This window comes from Acidovorax sp. 94 (genome assembly GCF_003634645.1).
In the GTDB taxonomy this organism is placed as follows: Bacteria; Pseudomonadota; Gammaproteobacteria; order Burkholderiales; family Burkholderiaceae_C; genus Acidovorax; species Acidovorax facilis.
Genome location: NZ_RBJA01000001.1, coordinates 4,210,544 through 4,229,168 on the forward strand (window position 1 = coordinate 4,210,544; position 18,625 = coordinate 4,229,168).

At 65.5% G+C, this 18,625-nt stretch carries 16 protein-coding genes; 9 read left to right on the forward strand and 7 right to left on the reverse strand.

Annotated features, from left to right (window positions below):
• Positions 1–12: 12 nt before the first annotated feature.
• From C8C94_RS19385 to yegQ, 4 genes are all read left to right on the forward strand, one after another.
• Positions 13–1,149, forward strand: coding sequence for an NAD(P)/FAD-dependent oxidoreductase (locus C8C94_RS19385; protein ID WP_121421867.1), 1,137 nt, complete (start codon positions 13–15; stop codon positions 1,147–1,149).
• Between the two features lie 87 nt (positions 1,150–1,236).
• Complete coding sequence (locus C8C94_RS19390) at positions 1,237–2,301, forward strand: homocysteine S-methyltransferase family protein (protein ID WP_121421868.1); 1,065 nt, start codon at positions 1,237–1,239, stop codon at positions 2,299–2,301.
• A 284-nt stretch (positions 2,302–2,585) separates the two neighbouring features.
• Positions 2,586–3,521 carry a tRNA 2-thiocytidine(32) synthetase TtcA gene (ttcA, locus tag C8C94_RS19395; protein ID WP_121421869.1) on the forward strand — a complete coding sequence of 312 codons (936 nt, stop codon included), beginning with the start codon at positions 2,586–2,588 and terminating at the stop codon, positions 3,519–3,521.
• Between the two features lie 36 nt (positions 3,522–3,557).
• Positions 3,558–5,000, forward strand: a complete 1,443-nt coding sequence (yegQ, locus tag C8C94_RS19400; protein WP_121421870.1) for a tRNA 5-hydroxyuridine modification protein YegQ — start codon at positions 3,558–3,560, stop codon at positions 4,998–5,000.
• A 65-nt stretch (positions 5,001–5,065) separates the two neighbouring features.
• On the opposite strand, the gene C8C94_RS19405 is transcribed toward yegQ, so the two are convergent.
• Both C8C94_RS19405 and C8C94_RS19410 read right to left on the reverse strand, forming a co-directional pair.
• Complete coding sequence (locus tag C8C94_RS19405; RefSeq protein WP_147433285.1) at positions 5,066–5,377, reverse strand: hypothetical protein; 312 nt, start codon at positions 5,375–5,377, stop codon at positions 5,066–5,068.
• Between the two features lie 149 nt (positions 5,378–5,526).
• Complete coding sequence (locus C8C94_RS19410; RefSeq protein ID WP_199731301.1) at positions 5,527–6,528, reverse strand: LysR family transcriptional regulator; 1,002 nt, start codon at positions 6,526–6,528, stop codon at positions 5,527–5,529.
• A 176-nt stretch (positions 6,529–6,704) separates the two neighbouring features.
• Here C8C94_RS19410 and C8C94_RS19415 point away from each other — a divergent pair, with 176 nt between their 5' ends.
• Together C8C94_RS19415 and C8C94_RS19420 are read left to right on the forward strand one after the other, a co-directional pair.
• Complete coding sequence (locus tag C8C94_RS19415; RefSeq protein ID WP_121422987.1) at positions 6,705–8,345, forward strand: argininosuccinate lyase; 1,641 nt, start codon at positions 6,705–6,707, stop codon at positions 8,343–8,345.
• Between the two features lie 105 nt (positions 8,346–8,450).
• A complete protein-coding gene (locus tag C8C94_RS19420) occupies positions 8,451–9,845 on the forward strand; it encodes an SH3 domain-containing protein (RefSeq protein ID WP_121421873.1) in 1,395 nt (464 codons plus the stop codon).
• A 30-nt stretch (positions 9,846–9,875) separates the two neighbouring features.
• On the opposite strand, the gene C8C94_RS25500 is transcribed toward C8C94_RS19420, so the two are convergent.
• Both C8C94_RS25500 and C8C94_RS19425 read right to left on the reverse strand, forming a co-directional pair.
• Positions 9,876–10,307: a hypothetical protein gene (locus C8C94_RS25500; RefSeq protein WP_147433286.1), complete on the reverse strand. Its 432-nt coding sequence runs from the start codon at positions 10,305–10,307 to the stop codon at positions 9,876–9,878.
• Positions 10,308–10,456: 149 nt separating this feature from the next.
• A complete protein-coding gene (locus tag C8C94_RS19425) occupies positions 10,457–11,134 on the reverse strand; it encodes a DUF1109 family protein (protein WP_121421874.1) in 678 nt (225 codons plus the stop codon).
• A gap of 208 nt (positions 11,135–11,342) precedes the next feature.
• Between C8C94_RS19425 and C8C94_RS19430 the strand changes: the two genes are divergently transcribed.
• Together C8C94_RS19430 and C8C94_RS19435 are read left to right on the forward strand one after the other, a co-directional pair.
• A complete protein-coding gene (locus C8C94_RS19430) occupies positions 11,343–12,485 on the forward strand; it encodes a hypothetical protein (RefSeq protein WP_121421875.1) in 1,143 nt (380 codons plus the stop codon).
• A gap of 118 nt (positions 12,486–12,603) precedes the next feature.
• Positions 12,604–13,428 (forward strand): EAL domain-containing protein, encoded by an 825-nt coding sequence (locus C8C94_RS19435; protein ID WP_121421876.1) that lies wholly within the window; start codon positions 12,604–12,606, stop codon positions 13,426–13,428.
• 15 nt (positions 13,429–13,443) lie between these two features.
• Here the strand turns inward: C8C94_RS19435 and C8C94_RS19440 are convergent, their stop codons facing one another.
• On the reverse strand, positions 13,444–14,532 hold the full coding sequence (locus tag C8C94_RS19440) for a sensor domain-containing diguanylate cyclase (RefSeq protein ID WP_055398778.1): 1,089 nt from the start codon (positions 14,530–14,532) through the stop codon (positions 13,444–13,446).
• Between the two features lie 223 nt (positions 14,533–14,755).
• Here C8C94_RS19440 and C8C94_RS19445 point away from each other — a divergent pair, with 223 nt between their 5' ends.
• Complete coding sequence (locus tag C8C94_RS19445) at positions 14,756–15,175, forward strand: BLUF domain-containing protein (protein ID WP_121422988.1); 420 nt, start codon at positions 14,756–14,758, stop codon at positions 15,173–15,175.
• Positions 15,176–15,229: 54 nt separating this feature from the next.
• Here the strand turns inward: C8C94_RS19445 and C8C94_RS19450 are convergent, their stop codons facing one another.
• On the reverse strand, positions 15,230–16,606 hold the full coding sequence (locus C8C94_RS19450) for an MFS transporter (protein ID WP_121421877.1): 1,377 nt from the start codon (positions 16,604–16,606) through the stop codon (positions 15,230–15,232).
• Positions 16,603–18,258: a class I adenylate-forming enzyme family protein gene (locus tag C8C94_RS19455; protein WP_121421878.1), complete on the reverse strand. Its 1,656-nt coding sequence runs from the start codon at positions 18,256–18,258 to the stop codon at positions 16,603–16,605. The genes C8C94_RS19450 and C8C94_RS19455 overlap by 4 nt, the downstream gene beginning before the upstream one ends.
• Between the last annotated feature and the right edge of the window lie 367 nt (positions 18,259–18,625).

Here is an 18,625-nt window from a genome sequence, read left to right on the forward strand (position 1 = left end):
CAGAAAGCCCCCATGCAATCCTCCCCCCACATCTGTGTGCTTGGCACGGGTTTTGGCGCCTTGGCCACCGTGCGCGCGCTGCGCAAGCAAGACCCCAACGTCGCCATCACGGTCATCGCGGCACGGCCGGAGTTTCACTACCTGCCCAGCATCATCTGGATCCCCTCCGGGCTGCGGCGTGCGCAGGACCTGGTGGTGCCCCTGGCGCCATTCTTTGAGCGCATGGGGGTCCGTTACGTCAAGGCGGACGTCACGGGCCTGTCGGACGGCGGGCGCACCGTGCTGACCAGCGCGGGCGAGGTGCGCAACGACGCCCTGGTCATTGCCACGGGCGGCCGCTTCATCCGCAAGCTGCCAGGCATCGAGCATGCGATCACCCCCTGCGAAGGCATTGCTGCGGCAGAGCAGATCCGCGACCGCGTGCGTGCCATGGCTGGCGGCTCCATTGCGCTGGGCTTTGCGGGCAACCCGCAAGAGCCCCAGTCCATGCGCGGCGGCCCGATCTTCGAGTTCCTGTTCGGGCTGGATGCCCAGCTGCGCCGCGAAGGGCGCAGAGACAAATTTGAACTCACCTTCTTCAGCCCCGCTGCCGAGCCCGGCGCCCGCCTGGGCCCCGGCGTGGTGCAGCACCTGTTGGCAGAAATGGCCCGGCGCGGCATCCACACCCACCTGGGGCACCCGCTGGTCCGGTTGGAAAGCGACAAGGTTGTGACCCAGGGCGGCGAGATCGCCAGCGACCTCACCCTGTTCATGCCCGGCCTCACGGGCAACCTGTGGTTTGACAACGCCCCGCTGCTGCGCTCACCGGGCGGATTGGTGCAGGCCGATGCCCACTGCCGCGTGCCGGGTCTGCCCGGTGTCTATGTGGTGGGAGACTCCGGCAGCTTTCCCGGCCCGGAATGGATGCCCAAACAAGCCCACATGGCCGAGTTGCAAGCCAAGGCCGCAGCGCCCAACCTGCTGGCAGACCTGCGCGGCGACGTGTGCAACGCCACGTTCGAGGCCGAGCTGGCCTGCATCGTGGACGCGCTGGACAGCGGCACCCTGGTGTACCGCACGCCCACCCGCCACTTCATGCTGCCGCCTTTGAGAGCCCTGCACTGGGCCAAGAGGGCGTTCGAGTGGAACTACCTGCGGCAGCTGCGCTAGTGTGGTATTGCGCGCTAGCCACGGGTCCACGCGGGTTACCGCCGCGCCCTGGCGGCGGCGCGGCCCGGCTTTCTACAATAGCGGGCTATGCAAGCCCTTCATTACACCCGCGCCGCGCAACTGCCCGACATCCTCGCCCAACGCATCGTCATCCTCGACGGCGCCATGGGCACCATGATCCAGCGCTTCAAGTTGGGCGAGGCGCAGTATCGGGGCGAGGGCTACACCGGCCCGGATGGGGCGGGCGACCGGTTCAAAGACTTCCCGCGTGACGTGAAGGGCAACAACGAGCTGCTCAGCATCACCCGCCCGGACGTGATCCGCGACATCCACGAGCGCTACCTGGCCGCAGGCGCCGACCTGATCGAGACCAACACCTTCGGCGCCACCACCGTGGCGCAGGAGGACTACAAGATGGCCGATCTGGCGCGCGAGATGAATCTCAAGTCCGCCCAGCTGGCCCGCGCCGCCTGTGACAAGTACAGCACGCCCGACAAGCCCCGCTTTGTCGCAGGCGCCCTCGGCCCCACGCCCAAGACGGCCAGCATCAGCCCCGACGTGAACGACCCCGGCGCGCGCAATGTGGACTTCGAGCAGCTGCGCGCCGCTTACTACGAGCAGGTGGAAGCGCTGGTCGAGGGCGGCTCCGACGTGCTGCTGGTCGAGACGATCTTCGACACGCTCAACGCCAAGGCCGCGCTGTTCGCCATCGACGAGTTCTTTGAAAACAGCGGCGAGCGCCTGCCGCTCATCATCAGCGGCACCGTCACCGATGCCTCGGGCCGCATCCTCTCGGGCCAGACGGTCACGGCCTTCTGGCACAGCGTGCGCCATTCCCGCCCGCTGGCCATAGGCCTGAACTGCGCCTTGGGTGCCACGCTGATGCGCCCCTACATCCAGGAGCTGAACCGCGTGGCCGAGGACACCTTCATCAGCTGCTACCCCAACGCCGGCCTGCCCAACCCCATGAGCGACACCGGCTTTGACGAAACGCCTGAAATCACCAGCCGCCTGGTGCATGAGTTCGCGGCCGAGGGGCTGGTCAACATTCTGGGCGGCTGCTGTGGCACCACGCCGGACCACATCGGCGCCATCGCCAAGGCAGTCGAGAACGTGCCCACCCGCAAGATGTTCTACCCAGCAGAAGCCTAGAGTAGCTGCCCCCCTGAGTCGCCTGCGGCGCCTTCCCCCAAGGGGGACGCCGCCAGCGCGGCGGGGCGGCCCTTGCGCGGCGGCCTTTGGTCTGGGCCGCGCCGGTTCCGCGCGCTGCGGGTTTTGCAACGCCCACCCAAGGGTGAGAGATTCGCGCTGAATGAACGGTTTGTAGGAAAATTGGCACCTGGCGCTTGATGGTCAAGTGTCAGGTGCTATCTAATTAATAGCGATTGTTGCCGCTCTGAAGTGCGGCAACGCAGTGCCGTTCCAGGCAGCCCACCATGATCGACAACGCTATCTTGCCCGCCGACACGGCACCTGCCGACGATGCTGCTCAAAAAGCCGCCGCCCACGCCGCGCTCAAGCTCGAAAAGCGCCTGGTGCGCCAGGTCGCGCAGGCCATCACCGACTTCGGCCTTATCGAAGACGGTGACAAGGTGATGGTGTGCGTGTCGGGCGGCAAGGACAGCTACGGCCTGCTCGACGTGCTGCGTTTGCTGCAGCAGCGCAACGGCCACAAGTTCGAGCTGATCGCCGTCAACCTCGACCAGAAGCAGCCCGGCTTTCCGGCCCATGTGCTGCCTGAGTACCTGACCCAGGTGGGCGTGCCCTTTCACATCGAGACGCAGGACACCTACAGCGTCGTCAAGGAGCACATCCCCGAGGGAAAAACCATGTGCAGCCTCTGCAGCCGCCTGCGCCGGGGCATCCTCTACCGTGTGGCCGACGAGCTGGGCTGCACAAAAATAGCGCTGGGCCACCACCGCGACGACATGCTGCAGACGTTCTTCCTCAACATGTTCTTCGGCGGCAAGCTCAAGGGCATGCCGCCCAAGGTGCAGAGCGACCGGGGCGACCACCTCATCATCCGCCCGTTGGCTTATGTGGCCGAGGACGACCTCACCCGCTGGGCCGAGCACCGCAACTTCCCCATCATCCCCTGCACCCTGTGCGGCAGCCAGGAGAACCTGAAACGCAAGCAGATCGGCCAGATGCTGCGCGACTGGCAGCAGCTCTACCCCGGCCGCATCGAGAACATGGCCGTGGCGCTGCGCAACCTGGTGCCGTCGCACTTCATGGACCCGCGCCAGTTTGACTTCAAGGCGTTGGTACCCAACGGCGTGGCCGACGCCGATGGTGACAAGGCCTTTGACGCCGAAGAACTGCCTGCGCAGGCCGTGGGCATGCTCGCGGGCCTGCCCCTGATGCCCCGCTGAACCCGACCCCCGACGATTTTTAGATTGGGCCACCCCATGACCACCCTCAAAGCCCCCGAACTGCTCCTGCCCGCTGGCTCGCTCGACAAGATGCGCGCCGCCTACGACTTTGGCGCCGACGCCGTGTACGCAGGCCAGCCGCGCTACTCCTTGCGCGCGCGCAACAACGAGTTCCGCCTGGAGCAGATCAAGCAAGGCATTGACGAGGCCCACGCACGCGGCAAGAAGTTCTTTGTGACCAGCAACCTGATTGCGCACAACGACAAGATCCGCACCTACCTGCGCGACATCGAGCCCGTGATCGACTGCAAGCCGGATGCCCTCATCATGGCCGACGCGGGCCTGATCATGATGGTCAAGGAAAAATGGCCCGAGCAGGTGGTGCACCTCTCGGTGCAGGCCAACACCACCAACTGGGCGGCGGTGAAGTTCTGGCAGAAGATGGGTGTGGAGCGCATCATCCTCTCGCGCGAACTCAGCCTGGACGAGATCGAAAAAATCCGCCAGGAATGCCCCGACATGGAGCTGGAAGTGTTCGTGCACGGCGCGCTGTGCATTGCGTACTCGGGCCGCTGCCTGCTCAGCGGCTACTTCAACCACCGCGACCCCAACCAGGGCACCTGCACCAACGCCTGCCGCTGGAACTACGCCACGCACGACGCCGACATCGACCCCACCACGGGCGAAGCCATTGCGCAAAAAATGGAGGGCGACTTCAACTTCGAAGCCGCGCAGCAAAAGGCCGAGCAGGCCTTCGCATCGACCACCGGCAACGGCGAGCGCCACCCCAAGGCCGACAAGGTCTACCTGATCGAAGAGGCCGGCCGCCCCGGGCAGATGATGCCCATCATGGAAGACGAGCACGGCACGTACATCATGAACAGCAAGGACCTGCGCGCGGTGGAGCACGTGGCGCGCCTGGCGCAGATCGGCGTGGATTCGCTCAAGATCGAAGGCCGCACCAAGAGCCTGTACTACGTGGCCCGCACCGCCCAGGTCTACCGCCGCGCGATTGACGATGCCGTGGCCGGTCGCCCCTTCAACCCCGAGCTGCTGATCGAGCTGGAAGGCTTGTCCAACCGCGGCTACACCGGCGGCCTGCTGGAGCGCCGCCCCAGCAACGACTACCAGAACTACATCAGCGGCCACTCGGCCACACAGCGCAGCCAGTACGTGGGAGAGGTGCTGGGTGCAGAGGGTCAGGCCGATGTGGGCTTGCAAGGTGACTGGGTGCAGGTGGAGACGAAGAACCACTTTGCCGTGGGAGACCTGATTGAGGTGGTCCACCCGAGTGGGAATATCACCGTACGGCTGCAGGAGATGCGCAATGTCGAAGGCCAGCCGGTCAACGTAGCCCAGGGCAGCCCCGTGCGTGTGTGGATTGCGCTGCCAGCGCACTACAGCGGGGCCTTGCTGGCGCGCGTGATCGAAGCGCAACCGCTTGCACCAGCGGCTGCCGAGCCTGCCCTGGCTGCATAGCCTGCCAGGGCGCTGCCTGTTTGCTGTCCGTTGGCTGCTGCCGTTGTGTGAGCAGATTGGACGGCCTACCAGGCGGCTATCACATGCACCGTGGCCCAGGCCATGACACCGTAGGCGCCCATTGCCGCCAGGGTGGTGGCCTTGGATGCTTGGCGGTCTCGCAGCAAGACCCAGAGCGCAAGGAATGACATCGCATACATCACCGCAGACAGGATGTAGGCCTCGGGCGCCGGTACGAAGGTGGACGGCCCGCCGCGCCGTGGTGATGTCGCAAAGCCTGCGTGGGCCACGATCAGCGATCCGCCCAGCAGACCCAGCACCGCGAGCGCGGCGATCGAAATCTTGGCGGGTAGGTTCAACGGGGTAGACGATGGCATGGTGAGGGCGCCACAAGGTGGCGCGGTGGTGGGGTCGGGCTTCTGGGGGGGCGGGTTTTTGGTAAATTGCCTGATAGCGCTTTACTGTATTGGATTTGTTGCTATCAAAATAGAAGTAATTGCCCTGGCGTGCAATAGCCTGCCCGTGTTCAACCGGGGCACATCGCGCCAGGCTCGGGCTCTTTGCCGATGGTCAACACGTCAAGCACACCGCGCACACCGAGCACATGCTCGATGAAAGCACGACAGGGATGTGAGCTATCCGCCCACACCGCCGCTTTCACCAACACACCCAGAGGGCCCACGTCCTGGGGTTTCCACGACAAGACGGCCAGATTTTTGCGCCGCACCAAGGGCCGCACAAGGCTCGCTGGCACGCAGACGAGCATGTCGCTGTCCGCCAGCATGGCGTAGATGATTTCCGTCGAGCGGCTCGACACGCGACACAGTTCCGGCACCCCGCCTAAATCGTCGAACAGGCTATCCACCTGTTGTGGGCCCAGCCCTGTGAGTGGTGGGCTCAGCCAGCGTTGTGACAGCAGCTCGGCGGACGTGACGATTGCCTGTTGCGCCAAAGGGTGCTCAGGGCGGCAAGCGATGACGAATTCATCCGGCAGCGCGGCGTGAAACTCGAACCCCTGCGGCAGCGGGGTCGGTTCGCGGCAGATCGCCAGGTCCAGGGTTCCTTCCTGGATGCTCTCCAGCAGGTTGTCGATGGTGACTTCGTGGACATCAATGGCGGCGTCTGGGTGCAAGGCGCAGTAGGCCGGGATCGCCTGCGTCAGTACCCCGTGGATGCCCGCCGCGATGCTGCCGATGCGGATCAGCGCGGATGCGGCACCTTGCTGCATCAGCGCCGCGTTGCCAGCAGCCGCTTGCAGGGGCACCAGCGAAGCGCGCAGCAGCGGTAGGACCGTCTCACCCAGGCGGGTCAGGCGCATGCCCTTGGCGTGCCTTTCAAAGAGGGCGCCGCCCATAGAACTCTCCAGCTCCGCCAGCGCATGGGTCGCTGCGGGCTGGCTCAGGCCAATGGCAGAGGCCGCGCGGTGCAGGCTTTGCAAATCGGCAATCGCAATCGCCAACTGCAGGTGCTTGAGGCGCACACGGCCCAGGATGCGATTGAACAGGACGGATGGCGTCAGGTCTGGCATGGGGTATTCAAAATTTGAATCATGTTGAAAAAGAAGCATTGGCCCTGTGTTGCCTGCTGTGCAACCATCGCTTGCCTTCGGTTGGGCGCGAGCCTGCCCTGGGGTCATTCAACTAACGAATCTTATTCCCGCACCGTGTGCAAGCCAGTGCGCAGGAACTCAGGAGACAAAACTTCATGCCGTCATTGCAGCGCCCCACCTTGGGCGAGAACACTTCGCGCCCGTCCCGTTTCCTCATCGCCCCGGTGATGGCGGCCATCTTCGCCATGGGCCAGGCCAACGCCGCCGATACCCTCGACACCGCGTGCAAGACCACGGCCGAGTGCCAGGCGCAGGTGGCCAAGATCCAGGGGGTGGTCAAAGGGGACGCCACCAGCGCGCTGTCCAAGTCGCAAGACACGTTCTACTGGTTCGGTCGCATCAACATGGCATCGACGGTGGTGAATGCCGAGCAGGGCATCATCCCCAAGGCCCAGGCGGGTCGCATCGCGCGTGGTGTGGAGCATTCGATCACCCAGGCCGCTACGCCGGGTGGCAAGCGCCCCACCGATGTGCTGCAGGTCGAGAAGATCATCACGGACGCCGTGGGCCCCGAGGCAACGCTGATCCACACCGGGCGCAGCCGCCAGGACATCCACTCCACCCTGAATGCCGCGCAGTTGCGTCTGGAAATGCTGGACTTTGCCGATGCGCTGGACCAGGTGCGCGCACGGCTCATCACCACGGCGCAGGCACACACAGCCACCTATGTGCCCGCCTACACCAACGGCGTGCAGGCTATGCCCATCAGCTACGGGCACTACCTCATGGCCTGGGCCGACTCGTTCGCGCGCGACTCGGCGCGCATTCGCGAGGCCTACGCCCGCATCAACCTCAGCCCCATGGGCACGGCGGTGCTGTCCAACTCCAGCTGGGGGATCAATCGGGAGCGCCTGGCGCAGTTGCTGGGGTTCGACGGTCTCATCGTGAATTCGCTGGATGCAGGGCAGATCAGCACCTACGACATCCCCATCGAAGCCACGTCCATCGCCGGCTCCACCGCCATCCGCGTGGGGGCCTTCATGCAGGATGTGCACACCCAGTACCACCAGACGCGGCCTTGGCTGCTGCTGGCCAGCGGCAAGACCTACACCAGCAGCGCCATGCCGCAAAAGGCCAACCCCGGCATCATCCAGAACACGCGGGCCAAGGCCAGCGATGTGGTGGCCTCAGCCCAGGCGTCGCTGTGGCGGGCGCATAACGTCACGCCCGGCATGATCGACTACAAGAACACCTGGAGCCCGGCCAGCGCCAAGACCTTTGTGCAGGGCGTGGAGATGCTGCAGCAGTTTGCCGATGTGCTGGACTCATTGCGCATCGACCCCGCACGCGCGTTGGACGAACTCGAATCCGAGTGGACCACCTCGATGGAGCTGGCCGAAGCGCTGCAACGCAGCCATGGCGTGCCGTTCCGGGTGGGGCACCACTTTGCGTCGGATGTGGTGCTGTTTGCCAAGGAGCGCAACATTCGCCCCAAGGATTTTCCGTACGCCGAAGCCGTGCGCATCTACCGCGAAGCGGGCAAGAAATACGACCTCAAGGACCAGCGTCTGCCGCTGGGTGAAGCCGCATTCCGCCGCGCTTTGTCGCCCGCAGACATGGTGACCACACGCACCGGCACAGGCGGGCCGCAGCCGCAGGAGGTCACGCGCATGGCGACCGTTGCCAAGGACACCCTGGCCAAAGACCGCGTGTGGTCGGGCGAAGCGCGGCAGCGGCTCCTGGGGGCTGAGGCTGCCTTGAATGCGGCTTTTGAGGGTGTGAAGTCGTTGCCTTGAGTGTGGGTTCGGGGGCTGTGTGCTTCAGACAGGCCGAAGGGCTCGACCGGAGTGGGTCTCTCGGGCGGGCGATACTCACGCCCATCGCGAAGGGAGTCAACACACATGAGCACGACATCGAAAGCCCAGCAACGCTTCCGAGTTCCCGCCGCGTTAGCGGTCGCCATAGCGGCTGCGGCGGTTGCCGCGCTGACGGGCGCCAGCGCGTGGGCCCAGGCCCCGGCTGTAGCACCCGCCAAGCAGCGCTATGTGCAAGGCTCGTGGGTCAACCTGCGCGAGTCGGCTCAATCCCAGGCCCGCATCGTCGCCCAAGTACCCGCCAACACCGTGCTGCAACAGCTCACCGAGCGCGACGGCTGGTGTGCAGTGCTCTATGCGGGCGATGCCCGCCTGGGGACCCCGCTGGCAGAGCCGCTCCAGGCTCACATCGCCTGCAATTTGCTGGCCGACCAGCCCCTCACCCTGGCCCAGGCGGGCAAGGACGCGGCCCGTGCCTTCTGGGTGGCGCCGTCACCCAACCGCCTGCGCGCCTACGGCAACGCTCTGCCGCGTCCGCCAGCCCTGCAACTGCCTGCGCTGGTCAAGAGCCACGCGCATGAAATGCCGGTGCAGTACCCCACCCGAGCTGAGTGGGAAGCTGCCAAGAAGCTCATGCGCGCTGGCGTGGTGCTGCGGCCCGAGCAGGAGATCGACCGGGGCCGCCCCGTCAACCCGCTGGACGACCTGAAGCTGGCCACCCGCGCCGTGGACCACATCCCCGCCGTGGCCCCTTTGGCCGCCAAGCCGACCTTGCCGACGATTGCCCCGTCGTACTTTCGCAGCCACACCAGCGTGGCCCTGCTGCACGAGACCGATGCCGACGGTCTGGCCGCCGTGGCGGGCGCCCGCATCAGCGTCATTCCTACCGGGGCGCCCGTGGGCCGGTTCAACCGCCACAATGGGCCTGAAATCGAATACATCACCGGCTTCTGGGACGTGGGCTCTGCCGACCAGGCCTTTGCCCCTGCGCTGACCCTCTATGCCATCACCCACCAGGGCCTGGTGGGGGCCCACACCGTGCGCCAGCGCTATTGGGACATCAGCAACGAAGACCATTACTGCGGCGGCCACTACCCCGGCCGCGGGTTCAACGACCCTGGCGAAGAAGCCCAGCCCGTACGCGGCTATGCCAGGCTGTCCGACAGTGCCGAGGTGCTGACCCGCCTGGTGCTGCCCGGAAAGCTGCCGCCTGATGCGGTGAAGGTGAAGACCCGGCGATATTCCACGAGCTGGATGCAGCCCGCCGACCCGCCCATCCGGGACAAGCCCCAGCGCAAGAGCACTGCCGTGCTGGTGCACGAGATCGACCTGGACCGTGACGGCGTGGCGGACATCCTGCGCATCGACACCCCTTCGCCCGGCGGCATGAGCTTCGAGCCGATCTTTGAATGGCGCTGGTACCTCAATATCGGTGGCCAGTGGTTCCGGGCGGGGCACTGGGTGGATGAGGAGTGCACTTGATGGCTGAGCGAGGTGTGTGGGTGCCTCGACTCATTTTTGCGCTCCCTCGAAAGTCCTGCGATATCTGACTTCGCGGCCAACGATGTTGTCGTTCACCACGAACTCCGATGTTTCCGCAGAGACGAGCGTAAAAGTGGCGTACCGCATTCGTCCGCCAGAAAATTGACGTCCGTTCTCCTGCAGAAATCGGCGTTTGAGGCTTTTCCCGTCATAAGACCATTCGCCAGAAAGCTCAGTGCGCTCTATGCGGCCCTCTGAATTTGACATTGAAATGCTGTCGACGAATTTGCCATCGGCGCCTAGATGGAGCAATCGGAGCGACTTTTCCCCGTCCGTACCATCGTCCCTCAGCCAAGTACCGACTAATTTGCTTCGTGTTTCCTCAATGCGCAAACTATCAGCGTTTTCGCACCCTGCTACGAGAAATAAAGCAGCGATAGATAGGAAAAGAGCACGTGCCATCGACGTTCCTGTGTTGAAGAAAAACGTACGCAATGCAGCTATGTGCGGCCGACAACGGGGCAGAGCGACCGTTGCCTTGGCACGAACCGCTCGCATGCAAAGTATCCGATGCGCGTACGGGAAGGTGGAAATTCGCATACAGATTCCGGTTAGACAGCTGCCGTCGTTTGGCTTGTCCTGGTGACCGCCGGTTGCCGCAACAACGCTCCCAGGACCAGTGCCTCCGCCATCACCTCCAACGCTTCTTCCAGCGTAGCCAGCAACTCCGGAACCTCTGGTAACCAGGGCCAATACGGCTGAACCGCGGGCCATTGGTCCACCGCAATGGCCGCTAGCCCCACGGCAAACCCTGCCCACAGCAGGCAGCGGGTGCTGCGGTGCGACAGTGCCCAGTGCAGCCGGGCCAGCGTGACCAAACCCACCAAGGGCACCGCCAGCATCGGCACCTCGCGCACGGCGCTCCAGCGGCATGCATCCATCCATTCGTGGCAGCGGAACTTCCACAGCTCGTGCAGCATGAACTGTTCGTCCAGCGCCAGCGCGCCAAAGGCCAGCACCAGCCACACACCCAGCCGCCAGGGCAGACAGCGTTCGGCCGTGAGGCGCAGCGCGGTGACGCACAGCGTGAGCAGCAGCGCACTCGATAGCCACGATGCGGGCGAGTTGTCGGAGCGGAATGCGCGCTCCCAGCCCGGTGCAAAGATCCACGCGCTGAACAGCAGAAATCCCGCCACCGCGCCCAGCAGGGCGGGTGCGACCCAGCGGTGAGGCGCTGGTCTGGGGCCTGGCGTGTTGTCGGATAACCGGAGGGTGGGGTGCTGGGGCATGGCGGGGTTTGGAACCACGGGGTGCTGGCGTCGGGCAGGCAGGCGGGGCGATAAGATTTTGAATCAAATAGGCCGCTGGCGTTTTACTGTATTGTATTTTATGCTATCTATTTAATAGCGCATTAATGAGCTGCCGCACTGTGGGCAGCGCGCCCTGTTCACACTGGCGGAATCGCTACAGAATCGGGCATCCCTTTGCACGTACGGTATGTCCCTCCCCATCGACCCCTCCCGCAACGCGCTTCCGCCCGTGGCCCAGTTTCTGGCCGAGGCGGCGCTGCAGCGGCAGAGCGCACTGCTGGGGCTGGACAAACCCACGCCTGCGCCCGCACCGCTGCCCACGGCCGACCCGAGCGCGCCGCCGCCCACAACCACCTCGCCCAGCCCCCCCGCTGGGCCTTTGCCCGCACCGGCCGACAAGGCCAGCATTTCAGCCCAGGCGCGCGAGCAGTTGGGCGCGGGTTTTGACCCACGGCGCGAAGTAGCGGGCCATGCTGCCGCTTCAGGGGTGAAGGCGGGACCTGCGCCGCGTGGGCCGTTACTGCCGCTGGCGCCGCCCCCACTTCCCGTGGGGGCGCCAACGTCGGCACCCGCCGTGTCCACCCCTTCGGCGGCATCGTTGTCAGGCGTTGACTGGCCTGCCACGGGGCTGGGTGCGCCGCTGCTGCGTTTGGTGAGCGCGCTCGTGGCGCAGGTCACGGCCCAGGCCGGGGTGCCGCAGCGCGTAGTGGCCGCGCAGCCCTGGCCCATCGGCATGGCGCAGGCGCTGGAGAGTGGGGCGCTGGATGCCGACCAGCCGCCGCTGCAGACCTGGCTGGTACGTCAGGGGGTGGTGTTGACACCCGAGGGGCCGCGCGGGCTGGCGCTGACCTTGCGTGCACCGGTGCCATGGCTGGCGACGCAGGCGTCGCCAGCGACCGGTGCAGCCGCAGCACAGGCCAGCGCAAACGCCAGTGCTGCAGGCGCCGCGCTGCAGGTGCCGTTTGCCGGGGGCGGCCAGCCGCTGCAGTCGGGCGTGATGGCTTTGGTGTTGCAGGGCATGGACGCCGCCGCACCGCGCACCAGTGCGCTGCTGGTGCTGGACTTGCAGCCGCAACTGGCCGCCACGGTGTACGGCCGCGACATGCTCCAGCAGGCTACGGGCCGTCTGGACCCGTGGACGCAGATGGCCGTGCTCCAGGCCAGCGGCCAGGTGCCGCGTGAGGATGAGCGTGCGCGCAATGGCGCATCCGGCCTGTGCGAAACGGTGGGCTGCCCCTATGCCGCGCGGGCTGAATGTGTGCAGCCGTTTTGCCTGGCAATGCGCGGCGTGCTGCCGCCCGATCCGGTGGGCCCGGCGTCCAGCGCTTGATGGCAATCCGGGCGCCAGTCAGGCTCATTGCACACAGGCCATTTGCAAGCAATGGCCTGTGTGAGGTCAAATCCAGCCCAACCCCCTTGTTTGGCGAATCGAACGGAGAATTCTGGCCATGCGCGTGCTTCCCCTCTCCCCGTCCAATGCCTCTTTCCCCGTCGATTTCGTCCCGTTGGGCGGCACTCCGAAGGACTGCGAGGATTGCGGCAAGGCCGTCGGGCTGGGGTTTCAGTTTGACTACGCGTACCAGCCCATCGTGGACGTGGAGCGCCGAGTGGTCTTTGCGCACGAAGCACTGGTGAGGGGGCCGGGTGGCGAGGGCGCGATGACCGTGTTGGCGCAGGTCAACGACCACAACCGCTACCGCTTCGACCAGGCCTGCCGGGTCAAGGCCATCAAGGGCGCAGCAGAGCTGGGGATGGCGCAGCCGGTGTCGATCAACTTTCTGCCCAATGCGATCTACAAACCTGAGGTGTGCATCCGCACGACCCTGGAGGCTGCCAGGGCAAACGGTTTTCCGCTCTCTCAGATCATCTTTGAGGTGACCGAGGGCGAGCGCATTGAAGACGGCCCCTGGTTTGCCCAGATCCTGCGCGAGTACAAGCGCTGCGGTTTCCAGACCGCCATTGACGACTTCGGTGCAGGCTATGCGGGCATGAAGCTGCTGTCGGATTTTCAGCCCGACATCATCAAGATCGACATGGACCTGATCCGCAACGTGGATGCCAACCGCGCCCGCCAGGCCATCGTGCGCAGTCTGGTGCGGCTGTGCGAGGAAATGGACATCAAGGTCGTGGCCGAAGGCATCGAGACACCGGCCGAGCGTGACTTTCTGTTCGATGTGGGGATACACCTGATGCAAGGCTATCTGTTTGCCAAGCCGGCTTTTCGTTCGGTGGCCACGGTGGACGCTTCAGCGTACGGCAGCGTATCGCGCTGAACGCCCTCAGGCGGTTCACGCCGTCACCACGCGGTTTCGCCCGGATTTCTTGGCGGCGTACAGCGCTGCGTCCGCCCGTGCAAAGAGGCTGCACGCGCTCTCTGCATCCCGCAAGCTGGCCGCACCAATGCTGATGGTGGTGGGCTGGCTCAGCCAGCCCGCCTGGGCCACCGCAACACGCATGCGCTGGGCAACTTCGTGGGCGCCCTGTGCATCGGTGTGGGGCAGGATCACGGCAAACTCCTCGCCGCCCACCCGGGCCACGATGTCGATGATCCTGACGCAGCCACTGAGCACCTGCGCGATGGACCGCAGCACCTTGTCGCCAGCCTCGTGGCCGAAGTTGTCGTTGATCTGCTTGAAATGGTCCACGTCCAGCATGAGCAGGCTCAGGGGCGACTGCGTGCGCTCCACCACGGCCAGTTCCAGCTCCAGGCTGTCGTCAAATGCGCGCCGGTTGCGCAGGCCGGTGAGCGGGTCGGTCCGGGCCAGCTCGTTGAGCGCCAGGTTCAGTGCGTCCACCTTCTGGATTTGTTCGACCAGCTGCTGGTTGAGCACCTCGGCGTCGCGCAATGCCCGGCGCAGCCGGATCTCGCGCATCGTGGAGTGGGCCAGTTCGACCAGGATTTCGATGTCCTTTTCCGTCCACTGCTTGGCCTTGAAATCCACCGCACAAAAGCTGCCCAGAACCTCGCCCGCTTCGGTTTTCAGGGGGATGCCTGCGTAGGCGCGCACCCCCAGCGATGCCACGGTGGGCACGTCGCGGAACACGGGCAACTGCGTGGCATCTTCCAGCACCAGGGGCCCGTCAGACACCATGGAGTAGTGGCAGAACGTCCGCCCGGTGAGCTGTCGCAGCGTGCTCAAAGGCTCGCCCATGCCAAATGTGCTTTTGTAGAAGTCGCGGTGCGCGTCGAGCAGCGAGATGAAGGTGACGGGAGCGCCAGTGATCGTGGAGGCCAGCCGGGTCAATCGGTCAAAGCTCTCTTCGGCGATGCTGTCGAGCAAGCCGGTTTCGCGCACCGCAGCCAACCGCAGCGTGTCGGTGAGCGCCGCCTGTATCCGGGCGTCGTCGGCAGGCAGGGGAGGCGGCAATTCCGTCATGGGTGTCGTACCGGGTACCGAGTTGAGCTACCGAAAGTTACACGATCCCCTCTGGCTGCGGTGCTCTTGCGCGCAAAGACCCTCCACCCATGCCCCATCCCGGGTATTCGAAGTCCGTTTGAAGTCCCTTCGGGCGGATTCGGCGATGGGTTTTGAGGGGTTTTTTCCGAGCGGGCCACCGGGCAAGGCCAGCGCTGACACACTCGGCGTATTGGAGACACACATGTTGATACAACTGATCTACGCGAGCCGTTCTTCGCGTGTGCTGGGGCCTGCAGACGTGAAGGACATTTTGGGGGCCTCGCAGCGCAACAACACCCGCACCGGGATCACGGGCGCCCTGTGCCTGAACAACGGCATCTTTCTGCAGCTGCTCGAAGGTGACCGGGCTGCCGTCAACGCGCTGTACCACCGCTTGCTGAAAGACGGCCGCCACCGCGACACGGCGGTCCTGGACATGAGCGAAATTCCTTGCCGGCGCTTCACCGGTTGGTCGATGGGGCTGATTGCGTCACTCGAATCCAATCGCCAGCTGTTCCTGAAATACTCAGGGACTGCAGATTTCGATCCCTACAGCATGTCTGCAGTCACCTTGCGCAGTTTCTTCGACGAGATTCTGCTGAACGTACGCTGGCTGGAATGACCTGGCGACCCACTGCCCGCAACAGGCCGTGTAGGGCGGGGCGATTGCCGGGGCTCAGTGCCTGCCACTGCGCTCCAGTATGTCTGCGTGGCGTGACCGGGTGATCGGATAGGCCACCAGCAGCGGAATGGCCAGCACCAGGCACACCGCCGGCAGGATGCCCGTCATCAGCGTGATGCCCTGCAGCGCCGTGGCGGACTGCGCCACGTTGGGCACATAGCCCGTCACGTCCAGCATGCCAGCCACCAGCACGGTGGCCAGCGTGCGTGCCAGCTTGTCCATCAGGCCGTACAGGCCGTAGTACATGCCGGTCTTGCGTTCGCCCGTTTGCATGTGGCCGTGATCGATGGTGTCGGGCACCATGGCAAAAGGCACGATCCAGTGGGCTCCCATGCCGATACCGACCACCACCAAAATGGCGGTGACCAGGCGCTGGTCACCCGGGCCCACCCAGTACAGCGCCACCAGCCCGGCCGCGCAGAACACCAGGCCCAGGATGTAGGCCAGGTTCTTTTCCCAGCGGTCCACCACGCGCTTCCACATGAACAACGAGAGGCCCACCACGCCCAGCAGGGTGCCCATGAAGCGCGGCAGGTCGCCCTTGTCGCCCTGCAGCTGGTAGATCACGAAATACGCGAGCGAGGCCTGCACGAGCGTGAGGCCCAGGCGCACCAGCGTTGCAGCGCCCATCAGCATCAGGAAGGGGCGGTTGTGCAGCGTGGTCCGCAAGGTCTCGCGCACCGACTCCCACATTGCGGGGGTATCGGCATCCACAGGCCGCACCGCCTGTTCCGCCACACTTTCTGCCGGTTCGCGCACGCGCCAGGCCACCACGGCGACGGCTACGCCCGCGACCAGCCCGAAACACGAGCCCGCCAGCGCATAGCCCGTGCGGGCGTCCGGCGCTGCCCGGACCAGCATCGGCATGAACACGCTGCCCGCAAAAAACCCCAGCAGGGCGCCCATCGACGCGTAGGCTGTGAGGCTGGTGCGCTCGTCGTAGTCGCGGGTCATGTTGGCGGCCATGGCCTGGTAGGGCAGCTGCACCAGGGTCATGAGCGTGTCGAACACGGTGTAGGTCAGGGCGATCCACAGGAACGCGGCCCACGGGCTGAGGCCCGGGGGCACCATCCACACCGCTGCTGCTGCGATGGCGAGCGGAGCCGCACCATAGATCAGATAGACCCGGTGGCGGCCAAGGCGCGAGCGGGTGCGGTCGGTCATCCAGCCAAACAGCGGGTCGTTGATGGTGTCCCACACCTTGCCCACCAGCAGCGCCGCGCCAGCCACGGCAGGCGCCACCAGGGCCACGTCGGTGTAGAAGATCATGAGCATGAAGTTCATGGCGGCAATCTGCATCTGCAGGCCGACATTGCCGGTGGCATAGCCCAGCTTGGTGCCCAGCGAGAGCCGGGTGGCTGGGGCCGTCATGGATGCGCGGCCGAAAGAGACGCCGTCGGGCTCGCGGTGGTGGGGGCAGGGGCCATGCGGGGCGGGGCGGCCTCCAGCATCAGGCGCACCTCGCGGCGCAGCATCTTGTTGAGGAAGCTGCGCGGGATCTCTTCGACGATGCGTACATCGTCCGGCTGGTGGTCGGCGGGCAGCTTGTGCGCCAGATACTGGGCAATGTCGTGCTCCAGCGCTTGCCAGTCATGCCCGGTGCGCCAGCTCTGGCGCAGGCTCAGCACCAGCACAGCACGGGCACCGTGCTGCACCAGGCAGGCCTCCTTGACGGCGGGGTGGGTGTGCGCCACCTCTTCCACCTCGCGGGGGTTGAGCCACTGCCCGTGGCGCAATACGCGGTCGGCGCTGCGGCCCAGCACATGCAGGTAGCCAGCCGCGTCGAAATAGCCCACATCGCCCATCACCACCCAGCCGTCGCGCAGCGTCTCCTGGGTTTTTTCGGGGTCGAGCCAGTAGCCGTCAAAACGCACCGGCGTCAACACGGTGATGAGGCCCATCTGGCCCAAAGGCAGGGGCGCAAACTGTTCGTCGCGGATGACCACCTGCACCCCGGGCATCAACCGGCCCACGGTGGAGAGGATGTCATTGCCCAGTGGCTGGCCCTGCGCGTCCACATGCTGGTGAGGCAGCAGCCAGGTGATGGGCGGCAGCGCCTCCAGGCAGCCGTAACCTTGCTGGAAGATCGGCCCGAAACGGCGGATGGCCTCGGCAATCTTGGGCGCCGGCATCATCTCGGAGCCATAGGGCACGTGCGTAAGGGACGAGAGGTCGTACTGGCCCAGCGTGGGCTCGTCGAGCAGGTCGATGATGGCCGAGGGCGACAAAAAGGCGCGGGAGACGCGGTGCTTCTGGATCAGCGCGGCCAGCGTGGCGGCGCTGAAGTCTTCGGGCATCACGAGCGTGGCGCCCGCCAGCAGGGTGGGCAGCACCAGGCCCGAGCCAGGGCCGGTGAGGGGCAGGCCCAGCATGTTCACATCCTGGCGGCTGGCGGGGGGGCGGAAATCGATGGACTTGGAGATCAGCCGCACGCTGTCGAGGTACTTGCGGTTGCTGTAGCCGATGGACTTGGGCAGCCCCGTGGTGCCCGAGGTCATGTGCAGCGCAAAGATATCGTCTTCGTGCAGCGCGGCCGTGCCGGGGGCAGGCGCATGCTGCGCCAGTGCCTGCTCGTAGTCTTCGCCCAGCGCCAGCAGGTGTATCCCTGGCAGTTGTTCGCGCACGGCCTGGAGGATGGGCGCGCTCAGCAGCGGGTCGTGGATGAGCACCGCCGGCCGGACGCGGACCATGGTGGCCAGCGCCGCATCGGCCGGCAGGTGTTTGTGAAAGCTCGCGAAGATGGTGCCGTTCTCGAACGTGGCGAGCCGGGCTTCGTACTGTTCACCGGTCTCGGGCAGCAGGGTGAACACAACGTCGCCCTTCTTCACGCCCTGCGCCTGCATCCAGGCCTGCAGCCGCTGCACGCGCTCTTGCAGCTGTGCGTAGGTGAGGGTGCCACGCCGGTCGATGAGCGCGGGTTTGTGGGCATGGCGGCGGTAGGCCAGGCGTGCCACCGACCGCGCCGTGCGCAGGCGGCTGAGCAGAAAGCGCACCACCAGGCTGCGCAGGGATGGAAAGGCCACGGAAGTCTCCGACAGAAGGCATGGCCAGCCAGTCTTTCATGTACGCAGGTTGCAAGCCGCCACAATTTGTATGTGCACGTATCTTGTTGTTGCTGGCGTGGCTGTGCGGTCGGTTTGGACCAGCCAACGGCACACGGCATCCCGGCACCGTCGCTGCGGCGCCACAGCGCCACAGCGCATGTGTGCCAACACGGAGAAAAGCAAAAACCGCCAGGACCGGATCGCGGTGCTGGCGGTTTTGAAAGGGACTCGCCGCCTGGATGGGCGTGGCCTTTGCGGGGCGCGCAGCCCTCACACCAGTGCACCCGTGGAACTGGCTCCGCCAGGCCACCGGGTGCGTCCCCCTCGGGGGAAGCGGCGCAGCCGC